Raw genomic sequence first — 15,215 nt, forward strand, 5'->3', positions numbered from 1 at the left:
GCTCGTGGACATGGACGACGACGCCTCGTACTGCACACCGCCCGCAGTCACCCCGCCGACAGGCACCGACACGGCCGAGGCGTTCGCGGAGTGCGTGCTCTGCCGTGAGCCGACCGAGTACCCCGAGTCGGCCAAGGGCGCCACCCTCTGCCCGGTCTGCGCCTGGCAGGAGGCGGGACGCACGGCCTGCTCCGGCTAGGTCCTGCCCTCCCGGGCCGGTCCTCCGTCCGGGCCGTCCGGTGGCGGACCGGCGGACGGCCGTGGTCCGCACTGAGGGCGTACTCGAACGTGAGAGCGCCCTCTCCTCGGACTTGCGGGGCACCGGCCGGCATCGCAGCCTGATGGGACCGTGTCCGCCCCGCGGTCCTTCGGCCCGCTGGTGCGCCTGGATATCCGAGGAGTGAGATGTCCGCGTACTTCGAGACCGCAACCGGTGACCTCGCCTCCGAAGCGCTGCACTCCTTCGCCGACGTCCACGCGGACCTGGTGTCGGCCGACTCCCGGTTCGGCTTCCTCACGGCACGCCACCCGGCCGAAACGCGCACGGTCGGCCTGCTCTCCGGCGGTGGATCGGGGCACGAGCCGCTGCACGGCGGGTACGTCGGACGGGGCATGCTCGACGCCGCCGTCCCCGGGCGGGTGTTCGCCTCCCCGCACAACCGGCAGGTGTACGAGGCGTCTCTCGCGGTCGCCCGCCCGGGAGGGGTTCTCCACCTGGTGAAGAACTACACCGGCGACCGCATCAACTTCGGGATCGCCGCCGAGCGCCTGGCCCACAAGGGCATACCCTGCGCCCGCGTCCTCATCGACGACGACCTCGCCTCCGACGCGGAGGGGATCGCCGCCGGACGGCGCGGGACGGGCGGCACCGTCCTGGTGGAGAAGATCCTCGGGGCTGCGGCGGACCGCGGCATGGGGCTGGCCGAACTCCAGGACCTGGGCGAGCGGCTCGTGGCGGGCTGCCGTTCACTCGCCGTCGCCACCGCCGCGCACACCTCCCCCGCCACCGGCGGGCCCGCCTTCACGCTGGACGAGGGGCTGCTGGAGTACGGGGTGGGCATTCACGGGGAGCGGGCCGGCTCTACCGTCTCCCGCCGCCCGCTGGCCGAGCTGGTCGAACGCATGACGACGGAACTGCTGGACGCGCTACCTGCCGACGTCCCGGTGATATCGCTGGTCAACGGCCTCGGTGCCACCACCCTGCTGGAGCTGTACGCGGCGCACGGGCAGCTCGCCCGCGTGCTGCGGGGCGCCGGAGTGCCGCTCGCCCGCAGCCTGGTCGGCAACTACATCACCTCCCTGGACATGCACGGCTTCTCCATCACCCTGATGGCCGCCGACCCGACGACCCTGGGCCTGTACGACGCTCCTGTCCACACTCCGGCCCTGCGCTGGTGAAGAAACGGTCCCCTGCCACCGCAGCCGACAGCCCGGGAGGATCTCTCATGAACGCAGGTGCCGGCAGTACCGACTTCACCTCCGGCTGGATGCGCCGGTTCGCGGAGGCGGCCCACGACGGTCAGCCCCTGCTCACCGCTCTTGACCAGCAGGTCGGCGACGGGGACTTCGGGGTCAACCTGACCGCCGGAGTCGATGCCGCCCGGCCGCGCCTGGACCGGCTCCCGGACCGGGGCGCCGATCCCTCGGCGCCGCTCCTGGCCACGGCCGAGGCGTTTCTCGACGAGGTCGGCGGTACGAGCGGCCCCCTCTTCGGCCTGCTGCTGCATTCCCTGGCCGCGGCGATCGCCGCGGACGGGCTCACCACCGCGGCCCTGGCCGACGGCTTCGCCTCCGGCCTCGCCGCGATCCAGCGTGTCGGCGGTGCCGGGCCCGGGGACAAGACCCTCGTCGACGCCCTGGCCCCGGCCACCGACGTCCTCCGCTCGACCGACCCGTCGGCTCCCGCGGCTGACGCGCTCGCGGCCGCGGCCGCGAGCGCGTGGGACGGCGTTGCCGCCACCGCGAGGCTCCGGGCCCGCATGGGACGTTCCAGCTATCTGGGCGAGCGCACCGAGGGGATTCCCGACCCGGGTGCCGTCGGTGTCGCCCTCCTGCTCTCCTGTGCCCAGGCCGGGAGGCCTGACCTCGGCGCGCACCTGGACGCCGTACGCGCCGCCGGCTGACGGCCTCCCCGCGGCGCCCCTGCCCCGCCGCTACCCGGGGCGCACCCAGTCCAGTTCCAGCAACTCGGGGGCGTTCAGGGTGGGAACCCAGAGATCGACCGTGTCCGCACGGCCGTCGGCGGGCCGGTCGCCGACGCCCACCACGCGCAGCCCCGCCCGGCGGGCCGACTCGATGCCGGTGAGGGAGTCCTCGACCGCGAGGGTCCGTTCACTCCGGGCTCCGCAGAGCCGTGCCGCGGTGGCGTAGACGTCCGGCCACGGCTTGGGCCTGATGAGCGTCCCGCCGTCCGTACTCCCGGTGGTCCCGCCGCCCGTGTTCCCGGTGGTCGCACCGGTGGGTCCGGGGTCGCCGGGGACGACGATGTGACCGAAGTGCGACAGCAGCCCGGCCCGTTCCAGACTCCTCTCGACCACCGCGAGGGGGCAGTTGCTCGCGACCGCCAGCGGAAGCCGGCCGGACAGGCTCCGGACGAACTCGGCGGCCCCGGGCATGGTCACCGGGTCTTCGGCGACACGCTCCATGAAATGGGCGAGCAGCGATTCGGTGAGCTCCGGTGCCAGATGGGCTTTGTCGGCCTCCTCGGCCATCATCCGGCCGCAGTCGAGATAGTGGACTCCCTTGGCGCGCTCGGCGAATCCGGGTGCCGGCCGCAGGCCGAACTCCCGGAACGCCCGGCGCCGGGCGTCCTGCCAGTGCTCTTCGGTGTCCATGAGTGTGCCGTCGCAGTCGAAGACGACGGCTTCGGGGGACCAGCCGCGGAAGGGCTGCTCGGTGATGGTCATCGGTGGACCACTCCTGGGGGGAAATGCGGCCCGGCATGACGCGGGACCGCGGACCATGGGGGTCGCCACTCCGCATACGCTTGCGAAAGTCCTCGCACTGCCCACCGCGGACCGCGGTCGGGCAGGGACCGGAAGCCGGCTCATGGGCCAAAAATCGGCTCATAGGGCCGTCGCGCAGAAGTGGCGTTGCCGAGACGCTATTCACTTTCGCGCAAGCGCTGCAATCACTGGCTTGGCCTCTCGACATTCATGCGAGCAATCCGCTACGGGAAGCCGGAAGGTGATCGGCGGAATGTCGGCCTCGCGTGTCAACCGCATTTACCGGAAGTCGCGTTGAGGGAAATCGGCCCGAGTGAATGCTTTCGCCGGTTGATTTCGCTCATCCGGCCAGATGGCCGGAAAAGGCCGAGCTGTGGCGTGTAGTGCACTCCCAGGTATGCACACTCGAAAGAAGGTAAGAGGATTTGGAATGCCTCCCTCGTGTTCTACCAGCGTGCGCGGGCGCACATTCTTCTTTTTGTTTGTGAGCCCGTGCCCTGGAGCGCGTGCGGACGCGAAGGGGGTCCACCCAGGGGAGTCCGCTGCCGCCGACGGCATGAGGGCAGCGACCGCGCCGTCGCAGGGGGAGTTCCTGCCGCGATATTCGGCCAGCTCAGCGCCGCATTGTCGCCAACTCCCGGTAAGCCCGGCGCGCCGCCGTCCCGCCCGCGTTAGAAACGGACGTCGGTGTTCGGGGGACCGGGGGAGAGGTGTCGGCCATGCTGACCAGCAGCGGATTGGTACGCCGAGCGGGAGCCGTCCGCCTCGCGGGCTTCGGCCGATGAGCGCCCGGCGCCGTACCTCGGCCCGACGCTCACCCGCCCGGCGTTCTCCCTCCCGGCGCGCGCCCTCGCGCCGCCGTGGCAAGCGGCAGGGGCAGTCGCCCGCCGTCCTCGCCGTCGGCGTCCTCCTCCTGCTCTGGATGGTCGGGCAGCTGCTCGACCTGGTCGCCGCGAACCGGTGGATCGTGCTGCTCGTCCTCCTCCTCGCGGTGGCGGGCGGTGTCCTCCGGTACCGCCACCGGGCCGACCGGCTCCGCCGTGAGCAGGAGAGCGCCCGGGCGCTGCGCTACGCCGTGGAGCAGCTGGACCGGCTGCACCACCGCGCGTTCGAGCATGCCGTACGGGACCTGATGTTCCGGGACGGCTGTGCCGACGCCGTCCAGGTCGGTGGGGCCGGGGACCACGGGGCCGACGTCAAGGCCACGGACCCGTACGGGCGGCGCTGGGTCATCCAGTGCAAGCACCGCAAGGCCGGTTCGGCGGGGGCGCCGGTCGGGACCCCGGATCTGCACGTCCTCAACGGGACCGGCCGGCCCGTGCACCACGGTGACGTCGTCGTGCTGGTCACCAACGGGCGGTTCTCCCGCCCCGCCCTGGAGTTCGCGCGGACCCAGCGGCTGCATCTCGTCGACCGCGCCACCCTCTCCGCCTGGGCCGGGGGCGGCCGGCCCCTCTGGGAACTCCTGCGGGCCGTGCCGCCTCCGCGCGGCCCCCGGCAGAGCACCGGTCCCAGCCCCAGCCCGACCCCGCTGGCCTGAGGCCCTGGCCGAAGACCTCGATCGGCCTCCGTCGCCCTCCGCCAACCCTCCGTCAGCCCTCCATCAGCTCCGACACCTTCACGAACCGGTAACCCCGCTTCCGTAGCTCCGGGACGATCCTGCCGACGGCCTCCCCGGTGACCGGTGCCGCGCTGCGCGTGCAGTGCAGCACCACCAGTGACCCGGGCCGCACCCCGTCCAGCACCTGCCGGGCCACCGCCCCCGCGTCCGTCGCGAAGGCGTCGCCGCTCACCACGTCCCACTGCACCGCCGTCACGTTCGCCGGGGCCAGGGCGCGCAGGGCCGCGTCGTCGTAACAGCCGCCGGGGAAGCGGAAGTACGGCACCACGTTCCGTACACCGGCCTCGCGGAAGGCGGCGAAGGCCCGCTCCACATCGGCTGCCATGGTCTCCTTCGCGACCACCGGCAGGCCGTAGCAGTCGGCGGTGAAGGCGTGGTGGCTGTAGGAGTGGTTGGCGACCTCGAACAGGCCGTCCGCGCCGATGTCCTTGGCCTGCGCCGGGTACTCCTCCGCCCACCGTCCGGTCATGAAGACCGTGGCGGGCACCTTGAGCCGGCGCAGGAGCGCGATCAGCTCCGGGTTGTCGAAGCGCTCGCCCGCCTTCGCCCGGGGGCCCTGATCGGCCGTCATGTCCGCGTCGAAGGAGAGCGCCACGACCTTCTCGTCGGACGGGGAGCCGCCCGCCACCGCCGCCGTGGCCGGGCGCCGCTCGAAGACCGGGGTGCGCCCTTCCGGCCCCGGGGCCATCGTGGGCGGCTTCTTCGGAGGGGCGGGGGAGGCGGCGGCAGCGGGCGGCGTGGCTACGGGGGCGGGTGCGGGGGTGCCGCCCCCGCACCCGGCCAGGGCGCCGCCCAGCAACACCCCCGCCACCGTCAGCGTCGTCATCTTCCGTGCAGTAGTGATCACTCACGGAAAATATCCGATAGTACGCCTATATCCCTTATGTGGCGCTCTGGTGTCGTGGTCTCAGCGCCACGGCCCCCTCACCGCGAACGTCGTCCCCGGCGTGTAGCAGTTCACGTACATCGTCGAACCGTCCGGCGAGAAGGCGACCCCCGCGAACTCGCCCCACTCCGGCTCCTCGGGCGTCCCGATGTTCTGCCGCCCGCGCGCCATCGCGTACACCTCGCCCCGCCGGGTCACCCCCAGCACGTGCTGCGCGCCGCCCCCGTCCTCGCAGACCATCAGCCCGCCGTCGGCGGCCAGGCAGATGTTGTCCGGGGACTCGCCCGGCAACTGGATGTCGGTGTCCGGGCCGAAGACCACGACCAGCGTGAGCCGCCGCCTCCCCGGCTCGTAACGCCAGACCTGGCCGTAGTGGTCGGCCGCCGAGCCCTCGGCGCTGCGCGCGAAGCTGGAGACGAAGTAGACGGACGAGCCGCCCCAGTAGCAGCCCTCCAGCTTCTGTGCGTGCGTGATGCCCTTCGGGCCGAAGTCCTGGAAGCGGATGGGTGTTCCGGCCGCCAGCGGGTCGGGTACGGGCACCCACTCGACCCGGTCGAAGCTCGCCCCCGTCTCCTGGACGGCCGACAGGTCCGGCACCCCCGGGACCCGCATCGCCTCCAGCTCCCCGCCCGCCCGCAGCGAGCCGGTGCCGCCGAGCGGCCTGGCGGGGAGGAAGCGGTAGAAGAGGCCGAACGGGTGGTCGAACGCGTCCTCCGTCTCGTAGACGATCCCGTTCCTCGGGTCGACCGCGATCGCCTCGTGCTGGAAGCGGCCCATCGCCGTGAGCGGGACGGCCCCGGTGCGGCGCGGATCGGCGCCGTCCACCTCGAAGATGAAGCCGTGGTCCTTGGTGTACCCGTTGGTCCCGGCCCGGTCCTCGGTCTCCTCGCAGGTCAGCCAGGTGCGCCAGGGGGTGGGCCCGCCCGCGCAGTTCACCGCCGTACCGGCGATGGCGACCCGCTCGCCCAGCACGTTGTTCCGGCCGTCCAGCTCCAGGGCCGTACAGCCGCCCTTGGCCGCCGGGTCGTACGTCAGCCCGGTGACGGCCGGGACGCCGAGCTTCGCCGTGTGCCGGTTCTCGTGGTTGCGGACCAGGTGGACGCGGCCGTGTCGCCCCGCGAAGGCGGCCATCCCGTCGTGGTTGCCGGGCACCTCGCCCTCGCCGGAGCGCAGCGGGTCGCCCTCCCGGGAGAGCACCCGATAGCGGAAACCTTTCGGCAGGTCGAGCAGGCCGTCCGGGTCGGGGACGAGCGGGCCGTAGCCGCTGTGGCCGCGCGCGGCCGCCGTACCGGCGAAGAGTTCGGAGAACGCCCCGGTGAAGGCGATCGCGGCCGCCGCGCCGCCGCCTGCCAGGACCTGTCGTCGTGTCGTGGCGTGCCGGGCGGTGCCGACGGTGGTCGCTGTGGTCGCGGCGGTCTCGGTGTTCCGGGAAACGGAGGACATGGGCAGCTCCCTGCTGGCGGACAGGTAGACATGACCCGCATGTGTGTAGCACGCACAGAGGCGCGGGGGAACCATGCGCGCCCCCGCGCCCCGTGTCGCGGCGGGGGACGGCCCTGACGGCCGCACCCCGCCGCGGAAGGTCAGGCCAGCGAGGCCGACAGCGTGATCTTCGTGCCCGACAGCGCCTGGCTGACCGGGCAGTTGGCCTTGGCGTCCTCGGCCGCCTTCACGAAGCCCGCCTCGTCCAGACCCGGGACCTCACCCTGGACGGTGATGTGGATGCCGGTGATGCCCTCGCCGGGCTGGAAGGTGACGTCCGCCGAGGTGGTGAGCTTGGTGGGCGGGGTGCCGGCCCCGGCCAGACCGTGCGAGAGCGCCATCGAGAAGCAGCTGGAGTGCGCGGCCGCGATCAGCTCCTCCGGGCTGGTCTTGCCGTTCGCCGCCTCGGCGCGGGAGGGCCAGGAGACCGGGTACTCACCGATGCCGGAGGAGTCGAGGGTGACGACCCCCTGGCCATCGAGGAGGTTGCCTTCCCAGACCGTGTGCGCCTGACGCGTGGTAGCCATGCTGGATCCCTTCGAACGGAACGGAACTGTATGCGTGTTGTACGGGAACGGGGTGTCACGGGTGCGCCGCGGAGGCGCACCCGGTGTCACCCCCCGAACCTACTGGGTCACCAGGCCCTTCGCGTCACGCGCCAGTGCCGTCAGCCGCGAGATCGCCCGGAAGTATTTCTTCCGGTACCCGCCGTTCAGCATCTCGTCGCTGAACAGCCGGTCGAACGGCAGCCCGGAGGCCAGCACCGGCACCTCCCGGTCGTACAGCCGGTCGGCCAGCACCACCAGCCGCAGCGCGGTCGACTGGTCGGGCACGGCCGTCACCCCGGTCAGGCAGACGGCCCCGATGTCGTCGGTCAGCGCCCCGTACCGGCTCGGGTGCACCTTCGCCAGGTGCGCCAGCAGCCCCGGGAAGTCGTCCAGCGCGGCGCCCGGCGTGGCGTACGCGGCGCGGGTGACCTGCTCGTCGGTGTACGGGGCCGGGGCCTCGGGCAGCCCCCGGTGCCGGTAGTCCTCGCCGTCGATGCGCAGCGGGCGGAAGTGCGCGGACAGGCCCTGGATCTCGCGCAGGAAGTCGGCGGCGGCGAACCGGCCCTCGCCCAGCTTGCCCGGCAGCGTGTTGGAGGTCGCGGCCAGCGCCACCCCGTTCTCCACCAGCCGGCTGAGCAGCGAGGAGACCAGCACGGTGTCGCCCGGGTCGTCCAGCTCGAACTCGTCGATGCAGAGCAGCCGGTGCCCGCTCAGCGTCCGCACGGTCTGCTGGAAACCGAGCGCGCCCACCAGGTTGGTCAGCTCCACGAACGTGCCGAAGGCCTTCAGCGAGGGCTCGGCGGGCGTGGCGTGCCAGAGGGAGGCGAGGAGGTGGGTCTTGCCGACGCCGTAGCCGCCGTCCAGATAGACCCCGCGCGGCCCGGCCGGCGCGGCGGGCTTCCTGCTCCCGAACCACTTCCGGCGCCCGGTGCCCGTCGCGTGCGACCCGCCGAGCCCGGCGGCGAAGCCGGACAGCACGGTCACGGCCTCGCTCTGGCTGGGCTGGTCCGGGTCGGGTACGTAGGTGTCGAAGCGCACCGAATCGAAGCGCGGCGGCGGCACCATCTCCGCCACCAGACGGTCGGCGGGGACGTGCGGCTCGCGGGCGCACAGGGACAGCGGGGCCGTTTCGGCAAGGGGGCTCTGCCCCGGAAACGCGGTGGAGGACGACACAACTCTCCACCCTAAGGCCCGTGCCAGACTGCAACCCATGCGAAGCCTGTTCCCTGTGACGGACCTGACAACGAGCACCCCCGGCGACGAGGACCGGGCCGCCGCCCCCGGCCGCGCGGACCACGGTTCCGGCCCCGGAGACCGCGCGGACCGCGCAGGGCACGAGAACCGCACGGGCCACGAGGACCGCGACCGTCGCGCAGCGGGCGGGCGGAGCCCCGGCAACCGCGAGTGGAGCCTCGACGAGCTGGCCGAGGCGTACGCGTACCCCACCGGCCTCCCCGCCGAAGGCCCTGGGAGCGCCTGGCTGCGCGCCAACATGGTCTCCACGCTCGACGGCGCCGCGCAGCACGACGGCCGCTCGCAGCCCATCTCCTGCGCCGCCGACATGCGGATCTTCGGCACCCTGCGGGCCCTGGCCGATGTGGTGATCGCCGGGGCGGAGACCGTACGGCAGGAGGGGTACCGTCCGGCCCGCGCCCGGGAGGCCTTCGCGGCGCGGCGGGCGGCCGCCGGACAGGGGCCCGCCCCCGCCGTCGCGGTGGTGTCCGGCTCGCTGGACCTGGACTTCTCGCTGCCGCTGTTCACCGAGCCCCTGGTCCCGACCCTCGTGGTGACCGGCTCCGGGGCGCCCGCCGACCGGATCGCGGCGGCCCGCGAGGCCGGTGCCGAGGTGGTGATCGCGGGCGAGGGCGCCCGGGTGGACCCGGCCCGCGCGGTGCGCGAGCTGGCGGACCGGGGGCTGCGGCGCCAGCTGACGGAGGGCGGGCCCCGGCTGCTCGGCCAGTTCGTGGCTGCGGGGGTGCTGGACGAGCTGTGCCTCACGCTCTCCCCGATGCTCACGGCCGGGGACGCGCAGCGGATCGCCGGGGGCCCCGGGGTCGCCGTGCCGGAACGTTTCACCTTGGCGTCGCTGCTGGAGGAGGACGGCTTCCTCTTCGGCCGCTACCGGCGGTGAGCCGGGCGGCCGCCCGGGGCGGGGGCTGGTGATTCCCCTCCGGAGGGCAACTTAGACACCGCGTCACCAGTGCGGGGGCACTTAGCGGAATTACTCGTTCCGGTTAGCTCCGGCTGGGCACACTTACCTCTGCAGTCCCCGTGGAAGCACGGGGAAGGATGGTTTCAGCAAACGACCGTCGACGGTCGAGCCGGCTGTCGACGAGACGCAGAAGCGGAAGGGCGCCTGTCGTGTTCACAAGCGTTTTGATGATCGAGAAGCCGCTCACGCCGGAGGACGTGGACTTCGTCACGACCCTCCACGGCGACGAGCGGATCTCGTTCGTCGTTCTGTTGCAGCCGCGCGGCGACCAGGCCGATGTCCTGCTGCGCGCGATCGACGACGTGGCGATGGGGGAGCTGAGGGAAGCCGTCCGCGAGGGTGAGGAGCCGGAGGGCAGGGAGGCCCGCGAGCCCGCCGAGATGGGCCTGGAGTACTCCCTGCGCGCACTGCGCGAGGCGGGTGCCGAGGCGGTCGGGGAGGTGGTCGAGAACCACCCCCTGGACAAGCTGAAGACCGTCGTCGAGGACGCGGGCGCGGACGAGGTCATCGTCCTGACCGCCCCGCACTACGTGGAGGAGTTCTTCCACCGCGACTGGGCCTCCCGCGCCCGGCACAAGGTCGGCGTCCCGGTGCTCAAGCTCTTCGCGCACAGCGAATAGGCTGAAGGCCGCGCAGGCCTCCGGAGGGCAACCCGGGACCGCGCAGCACTCTCTGCGGGCGTCCGGAGGGCAACCCGGGACCGCGCAGAACTCTCTCACCAACGGAGGAACAGATGGCACCCGGCATTCCCGCCGCCATGGAACGACCGCACTTCATCGGCATCGGCGGCGCCGGAATGTCGGGCATCGCGAAGATCCTCGCGCAGCGGGGCGCGAAGGTGGCGGGCAGCGACGCCAAGGAGTCCGCCACCGCCGAGTCGCTGCGGGCGCTGGGGGCGACCGTGCACATCGGGCACGCGGCCCGGCACCTGGCCGACGACGCCTCCTGCGTGGTCGTCTCCAGCGCCATCCGCGAGGACAACCCGGAGCTGCTCCGCGCCGCCGAGCTGGCCGTCCCGGTGGTCCACCGCTCCGACGCGCTCGCCTCCCTGATGAACGGCCTCCGGGCCATCGCGGTCGCCGGGACCCACGGCAAGACCACCACCACGTCCATGCTGGCCGTCGCCCTCTCCTCGCTGGGCCTGGCCCCCTCGTACGCCATCGGCGGCGACCTGGAGGGCCCCGGCACCAACGCCACGCACGGCGAGGGGGACATCTTCGTCGCGGAGGCCGACGAGAGCGACCGCAGCTTCCAGAAGTACGACCCCGAGGTCGCGATCGTCCTCAACGTCGAGCTGGACCACCACGCGAACTACGCCTCGATGGACGAGATCTACGACTCCTTCGAGACCTTCGTCGGCAAGATCGTCCCCGGCGGCACCCTGGTCGTCTCCGCCGACCAGCCGGGCGCCGTCGAGCTGACCCGCCGGGTCCGGGACCTCTCCGACCTCAAGGTCGTCACGTACGGCTCCGCCGAGGACGCCGACGTACGCGTCCACAAGGTCACCCCGCGCGGCCTGACCAGCGAGGTCACGGTCCTGCTGAACGGCAGGTTCCTCACCTTCACCGTCTCGGTCCCCGGCGCCCACTACGCCCACAACGCGGTCGCCGCCCTCGCCGCCGGGGTCGCCCTCGGCATCCCCGCGCACAACCTGGCCTCGGCCCTCGGCTCGTACACCGGGGTCAAGCGCCGCCTCCAGCTCAAGGGCGAGGCGGCGGGCGTGCAGGTCATCGACTCGTACGCGCACCACCCCACCGAGATGACCGCCGATCTGGAGGCCATGCGCGGCGCCGCCGCCGACGCCCGCATCCTGGTCGTCTTCCAGCCGCACCTCTTCTCCCGTACGCAGGAGCTGGGTACGGAGATGGGCCAGGCCCTCGCCCTGGCCGACGCCTCCGTGGTCCTGGACATCTACCCGGCCCGCGAGGACCCGATCCCGGGCATCACGAGTGCCCTGATCATCGACGCGGCGAAGGCGGCGGGCGCCGAGGTCACCGCCGTCCACGACCAGGACGCCGTCCCGGCCGCCGTCGCGGGAATGGCGAAGCCCGGCGATCTCGTTCTCACCATGGGAGCGGGCGATGTCACCGACCTCGGCCCGCGCATCCTGGACCACCTGTCGAGCGTCCGGTAGCCGACCGGCCACCGAGCGTGCGACGACTGAGCCGAGCTAAGGAGCGAGCCGTGCCGTACGACGTCGAGAAGCCCGACGAGCAGTGGCGGGAAGAGCTGACCCCCGCCGAGTACGCGGTGCTGCGCCAGGCCGGCACCGAGCCCGCCTTCCGGGGCGAGTACACCGACACCAAGACGGCGGGCGTCTACTCCTGCCGGGCGTGCGGGGCGGAGCTGTTCCGCTCCGACACCAAGTTCGAGTCGCACTGCGGCTGGCCGTCCTTCTACGACCCGAAGGACACCGAAGCGGTCGAGCTGATCGCGGACCGCAGCCACGGCATGGTCCGCACCGAGGTGCGCTGCGCCCGCTGCGGCTCGCACCTGGGCCATGTCTTCGAGGGCGAGGGCTACCCGACCCCGACGGACCAGCGCTACTGCATCAACTCGATCTCGCTGACGCTGGCGCCGGACGAGAGCTGAGCCCGGACGAGAGCCGAGCCGGACACGGACGGAACGCGGAGATGCCCGCACAGGGAGACCTGTGCGGGCATCTCCGCGTACGCCTACCGACACCACTCCGGCCGTCGACCGAAGCGGCCGGAGTCACCGGCGTCCGCGCAACCGTCCGAGCAGGCTGCGGGCCTGAGCGCGCTTACGGGGGTCGGCCGCGGCGCGCCGGGCCGAATCGATGGTCCGCCGCCCCTGGGGGCTGCGGGTGAAGCGGGTGATGCGATCGAGCAGACGGGACATGATTCCTCCTCGCGGGGCCTGCCTCCCGCTTACCCCTTAATCACCCGTCCGCACGCCCTCGGTGACCGCGTCTTCACCGAGGGGCATCTCACTCCTGGCCGGGACCCTCGTTCGCCTCGGACCGCAGCAGCGGGTGGATGACCCCGGGGAAGACGGTCGCCTGCACGGCCTCCTCGCCCGACCCGCCGCGCACGACCGTCTCCGCGACGCCCCAGGGCCGGCCGGCCAGGTGGACGGTCAGGGTGTACGAGGAGGAGCAGCCGGTGCACTCGTAGCGGTCGGCCCAGGTCTCGACCTCGGTGGTGGAGCCCGGGTAGCGCTTCACGTGCCGGTGGCGGGCGTGGCAGTGGTCGCAGGTCTCGCCCGGCTCGCAGGTCCCGCCGCAGGGGCAGGGCACGTCGAAGGAGTCGGCGGGCTTCCAGCGCTGGACGAGCACCGCGTCGCGGGTGGCGGCGGTGTCCTTCATGGCCTTGAGGTTGCGGGCGGCGACGTTGTACGACTCGCCGGTGGCGGCCATCCGGTCGCGGATGACGTCCTTGCGTCCACGGTTGGTCGTCATGCGGCTCCTCCTGGGTTCACGCAGCCCGCCAGGAGGCCCATGAGTGACATCGGTACCTCGATACCGTACCTGTCCGGTACCGGTACGAGGGCCCGGCGGTGGTCCTGCGGACCCGGGAGCCCGCAGGACCTGGTGGCGCGCGCCCCGGCCCGCCCGGCCGTCCGGAACGGGCCCGAGCCGGGCCCGGGTGACGGCAGTCCGGAGCGGTCCCGCGCCTGACCGGGCGGCGCGGCGTCGGCGCACGCCGTACCGGGGAGCGCGTTCACCCGGGCCGTGACGAAGCCATGAGGGAGGACGTCGCGGGCCGCCGACAGGAGCCGGGGGTGCGGTGTCGGAAGGGCGGGGCCGTCACCGCGAGCGGGCTACGCCGTCGCGGCGGCCCTGGAGGACGGTTCCGGGGAGAAGGCGGTGGACGCGGGGAGGGAGTAGCCCGCCGAGTCGTGGCCCTCGCAGAAGCGGCTGTCCGCCAGATACCGACGCCGGGCCGGGCGGGTCCCGGCGACGGCGGGCTGGGGCAGCCAGGACCTGTCCGGGTGCCGGAAACGCAGGTGCGACATGGCCCGGCGCACCACGCGCCCCTCGGACAGGGACAGGGGGACGCGTGTGGTGGTCATCTGACCGGCCGGGCAGCGGTCGCAGAGCCGGTAGGAGAACTCACCGACCACCTTGCGGTGGTGGACCAGGAGCAGATGGTGCTCGCTGGTCCCGGCCGAGGGCGGACAGGCCGTCCACTCCAGACGATCCAGCAGACGCGCGCGGCCCCGCCTGCGCGCCCAGCGGCGCCGGACAGCTTCGAAGCGACCGTTCCCGACCATACCCATGGCTGACGGCTGCCCCGACGTGCTCGCGTCATGCTTCCCTGTCCCGGAGCCGTGGGAATCAGCCCTGGACGGCGTACGAGAGGAAGTGCGTCCAGGAGGCCGGGGCGAGGGCGAGTTGCGGGCTGTCCTCGATCTTGGAGTCCCGGACGTGGACGGTGGAGGGGCAGGCGGCGACCTCGACGCAATCGCCGGAGGAACCACTGCTGTGGCTCGACTTGTGCCACTCCATCGCGACTTCGACGCAGTCGTCGCCGGATCCGCTGCTGTAGCTGCTCTTGAACCAGGCCAGGGGTGTGGTGCTGCTCATCTCGCTCCTCGCATCTGCCGCATCAGGCCCTTGGACTTGTCCAACGAGAGAGCCTGTGAACGCATAGTGGCACACCGCATCTGGAGCGCGCTGATCACTTTGGGATCGGAGACGAACTGGCCGTGCTCCTGTCCCTCCAGGTAGCCGAACCACTGGTGGTCCGGCGTTTCCAGGAGCCGCATGGGGCCCTGTAGCCCCGCGTGGTGATGCCGCACCAACGGCATGATCTGGATGTCTACATTGCGCAGCTCGGACAGTTCGAGGATGTGGTCGATCAGTTCCCTCGTGACCTCCTTGCCACCCAACTGCCTCAGGAACAGGTGCTCTTCGAGGATGAAGGTGAACGCGGTGTTCGGCCGGTTCCGGAGAAGCTCCTGGCGCTCCAGCCGGGCCGCGAGCTGCGCCTCGATCTGCTCGTCGGCCAGCGGCGGCAACTGGTCCGCGAACAGCGTCCGCGCGTACGCGGGTGTCTGCAACAGCCCGGGAATCAACCGGCATTCGTACGTGTACAGACTCAGCGCCTCCAGCTCCAGTTGGGCCCACTGCCGGAACCAACTGGCCAGCCCCTTGCGCCGCGTCAGATGCTTCGACGCGGCCAGGATCACGCCGAACGCGTCGAGGATGGTGTCCGCGAGCTGCGGGAAGTCCGGAGGCGGCAGGCGGCGGCCCTGCTCGATGGAGGCGCAGGTCTCCAGTGAGTACCCGACCATCGGGGCGAACTGATCCTGTGTCAGCCGTGCCCTCTTGCGGAAGGTCTTGACCACCTCCCCGAACATCTTGAGGTTGTAGTGCGGATCGGGTTCGACGCGGCCCGCGCCGCCGTTGCCGAAGGTTCCGTACGTACTCTCGTTGCCGTCCGTGCCGTGTGTCATGTACGGCCACCTCCCCGTGCGCCTGTCGTGGTTCGTAACCCACTCATGCTCACGGAACGTGATTCGTACTGTCTACCCTTTGCGCCCGTACGCTGACTCA

At 72.1% G+C, this 15,215-nt stretch carries 18 protein-coding genes; 8 read left to right on the forward strand and 10 right to left on the reverse strand.

Going from position 1 to position 15,215, the window contains the following annotated elements:
• Positions 1 to 10 precede the first annotated feature (10 nt).
• From ACQ9ZG_RS27295 to dhaL, 3 genes are all read left to right on the forward strand, one after another.
• Positions 11 to 199, forward strand: coding sequence for a hypothetical protein (locus tag ACQ9ZG_RS27295; protein ID WP_109917597.1), 189 nt, complete (start codon positions 11 to 13; stop codon positions 197 to 199).
• A gap of 206 nt (positions 200 to 405) precedes the next feature.
• Complete coding sequence (locus ACQ9ZG_RS27300; RefSeq protein WP_109917593.1) at positions 406 to 1,398, forward strand: dihydroxyacetone kinase subunit DhaK; 993 nt, start codon at positions 406 to 408, stop codon at positions 1,396 to 1,398.
• Between the two features lie 47 nt (positions 1,399 to 1,445).
• Complete coding sequence (gene dhaL / locus ACQ9ZG_RS27305) at positions 1,446 to 2,123, forward strand: dihydroxyacetone kinase subunit DhaL (protein WP_109917592.1); 678 nt, start codon at positions 1,446 to 1,448, stop codon at positions 2,121 to 2,123.
• Between the two features lie 30 nt (positions 2,124 to 2,153).
• On the opposite strand, the gene ACQ9ZG_RS27310 is transcribed toward dhaL, so the two are convergent.
• Positions 2,154 to 2,906 (reverse strand): HAD family hydrolase, encoded by a 753-nt coding sequence (locus tag ACQ9ZG_RS27310; RefSeq protein ID WP_109917591.1) that lies wholly within the window; start codon positions 2,904 to 2,906, stop codon positions 2,154 to 2,156.
• A gap of 820 nt (positions 2,907 to 3,726) precedes the next feature.
• Between ACQ9ZG_RS27310 and ACQ9ZG_RS27315 the strand changes: the two genes are divergently transcribed.
• Positions 3,727 to 4,485 carry a restriction endonuclease gene (locus ACQ9ZG_RS27315; RefSeq protein ID WP_109917590.1) on the forward strand — a complete coding sequence of 253 codons (759 nt, stop codon included), beginning with the start codon at positions 3,727 to 3,729 and terminating at the stop codon, positions 4,483 to 4,485.
• 52 nt (positions 4,486 to 4,537) lie between these two features.
• Here ACQ9ZG_RS27315 and ACQ9ZG_RS27320 read toward each other — a convergent pair whose 3' ends face one another.
• The 4 genes from ACQ9ZG_RS27320 to zapE all read right to left on the reverse strand — a co-directional run bounded on the left by ACQ9ZG_RS27320 (position 4,538) and on the right by zapE (position 8,655).
• Positions 4,538 to 5,392 (reverse strand): polysaccharide deacetylase family protein, encoded by an 855-nt coding sequence (locus ACQ9ZG_RS27320; RefSeq protein WP_028418106.1) that lies wholly within the window; start codon positions 5,390 to 5,392, stop codon positions 4,538 to 4,540.
• A gap of 81 nt (positions 5,393 to 5,473) precedes the next feature.
• Positions 5,474 to 6,895 carry an alkaline phosphatase PhoX gene (locus ACQ9ZG_RS27325; RefSeq protein ID WP_258312489.1) on the reverse strand — a complete coding sequence of 474 codons (1,422 nt, stop codon included), beginning with the start codon at positions 6,893 to 6,895 and terminating at the stop codon, positions 5,474 to 5,476.
• A 140-nt stretch (positions 6,896 to 7,035) separates the two neighbouring features.
• Positions 7,036 to 7,461, reverse strand: a complete 426-nt coding sequence (locus tag ACQ9ZG_RS27330) for an OsmC family protein (RefSeq protein WP_109917589.1) — start codon at positions 7,459 to 7,461, stop codon at positions 7,036 to 7,038.
• Between the two features lie 99 nt (positions 7,462 to 7,560).
• Positions 7,561 to 8,655, reverse strand: a complete 1,095-nt coding sequence (zapE, locus tag ACQ9ZG_RS27335; protein WP_028418109.1) for a cell division protein ZapE — start codon at positions 8,653 to 8,655, stop codon at positions 7,561 to 7,563.
• A 37-nt stretch (positions 8,656 to 8,692) separates the two neighbouring features.
• On the opposite strand from zapE, the gene ACQ9ZG_RS27340 reads away from it, so the two are divergent.
• The 4 genes from ACQ9ZG_RS27340 (at position 8,693) to msrB (ending at position 12,286) form a co-directional block, all read left to right on the forward strand.
• A complete protein-coding gene (locus ACQ9ZG_RS27340; protein WP_499281322.1) occupies positions 8,693 to 9,613 on the forward strand; it encodes a pyrimidine reductase family protein in 921 nt (306 codons plus the stop codon).
• 248 nt (positions 9,614 to 9,861) lie between these two features.
• Positions 9,862 to 10,314 (forward strand): indole-3-glycerol phosphate synthase, encoded by a 453-nt coding sequence (locus tag ACQ9ZG_RS27345; RefSeq protein WP_181398340.1) that lies wholly within the window; start codon positions 9,862 to 9,864, stop codon positions 10,312 to 10,314.
• Between the two features lie 113 nt (positions 10,315 to 10,427).
• On the forward strand, positions 10,428 to 11,828 hold the full coding sequence (gene murC, locus ACQ9ZG_RS27350) for a UDP-N-acetylmuramate--L-alanine ligase (protein WP_109916826.1): 1,401 nt from the start codon (positions 10,428 to 10,430) through the stop codon (positions 11,826 to 11,828).
• 50 nt (positions 11,829 to 11,878) lie between these two features.
• Positions 11,879 to 12,286, forward strand: a complete 408-nt coding sequence (msrB, locus tag ACQ9ZG_RS27355; protein ID WP_028418112.1) for a peptide-methionine (R)-S-oxide reductase MsrB — start codon at positions 11,879 to 11,881, stop codon at positions 12,284 to 12,286.
• Positions 12,287 to 12,409: 123 nt separating this feature from the next.
• Here the strand turns inward: msrB and ACQ9ZG_RS27360 are convergent, their stop codons facing one another.
• The 5 genes from ACQ9ZG_RS27360 to ACQ9ZG_RS27380 form a co-directional block, all read right to left on the reverse strand.
• Positions 12,410 to 12,556, reverse strand: a complete 147-nt coding sequence (locus tag ACQ9ZG_RS27360; RefSeq protein WP_181398339.1) for a hypothetical protein — start codon at positions 12,554 to 12,556, stop codon at positions 12,410 to 12,412.
• Positions 12,557 to 12,644: 88 nt separating this feature from the next.
• Positions 12,645 to 13,115 carry a hypothetical protein gene (locus ACQ9ZG_RS27365; RefSeq protein WP_099219858.1) on the reverse strand — a complete coding sequence of 157 codons (471 nt, stop codon included), beginning with the start codon at positions 13,113 to 13,115 and terminating at the stop codon, positions 12,645 to 12,647.
• A 362-nt stretch (positions 13,116 to 13,477) separates the two neighbouring features.
• Positions 13,478 to 13,930, reverse strand: a complete 453-nt coding sequence (locus ACQ9ZG_RS27370) for a hypothetical protein (RefSeq protein WP_258312488.1) — start codon at positions 13,928 to 13,930, stop codon at positions 13,478 to 13,480.
• 64 nt (positions 13,931 to 13,994) lie between these two features.
• Positions 13,995 to 14,243 carry a DUF397 domain-containing protein gene (locus ACQ9ZG_RS27375; protein ID WP_109917568.1) on the reverse strand — a complete coding sequence of 83 codons (249 nt, stop codon included), beginning with the start codon at positions 14,241 to 14,243 and terminating at the stop codon, positions 13,995 to 13,997.
• A complete protein-coding gene (locus tag ACQ9ZG_RS27380; RefSeq protein WP_499281323.1) occupies positions 14,240 to 15,115 on the reverse strand; it encodes a helix-turn-helix domain-containing protein in 876 nt (291 codons plus the stop codon). Before ACQ9ZG_RS27380 ends, ACQ9ZG_RS27375 begins: the two co-directional genes overlap by 4 nt.
• Positions 15,116 to 15,215 lie beyond the last annotated feature (100 nt).

The sequence above is a fragment of the Streptomyces araujoniae genome (assembly GCF_050871195.1).
Lineage (GTDB): Bacteria > Actinomycetota > Actinomycetes > Streptomycetales > Streptomycetaceae > Streptomyces > Streptomyces bacillaris.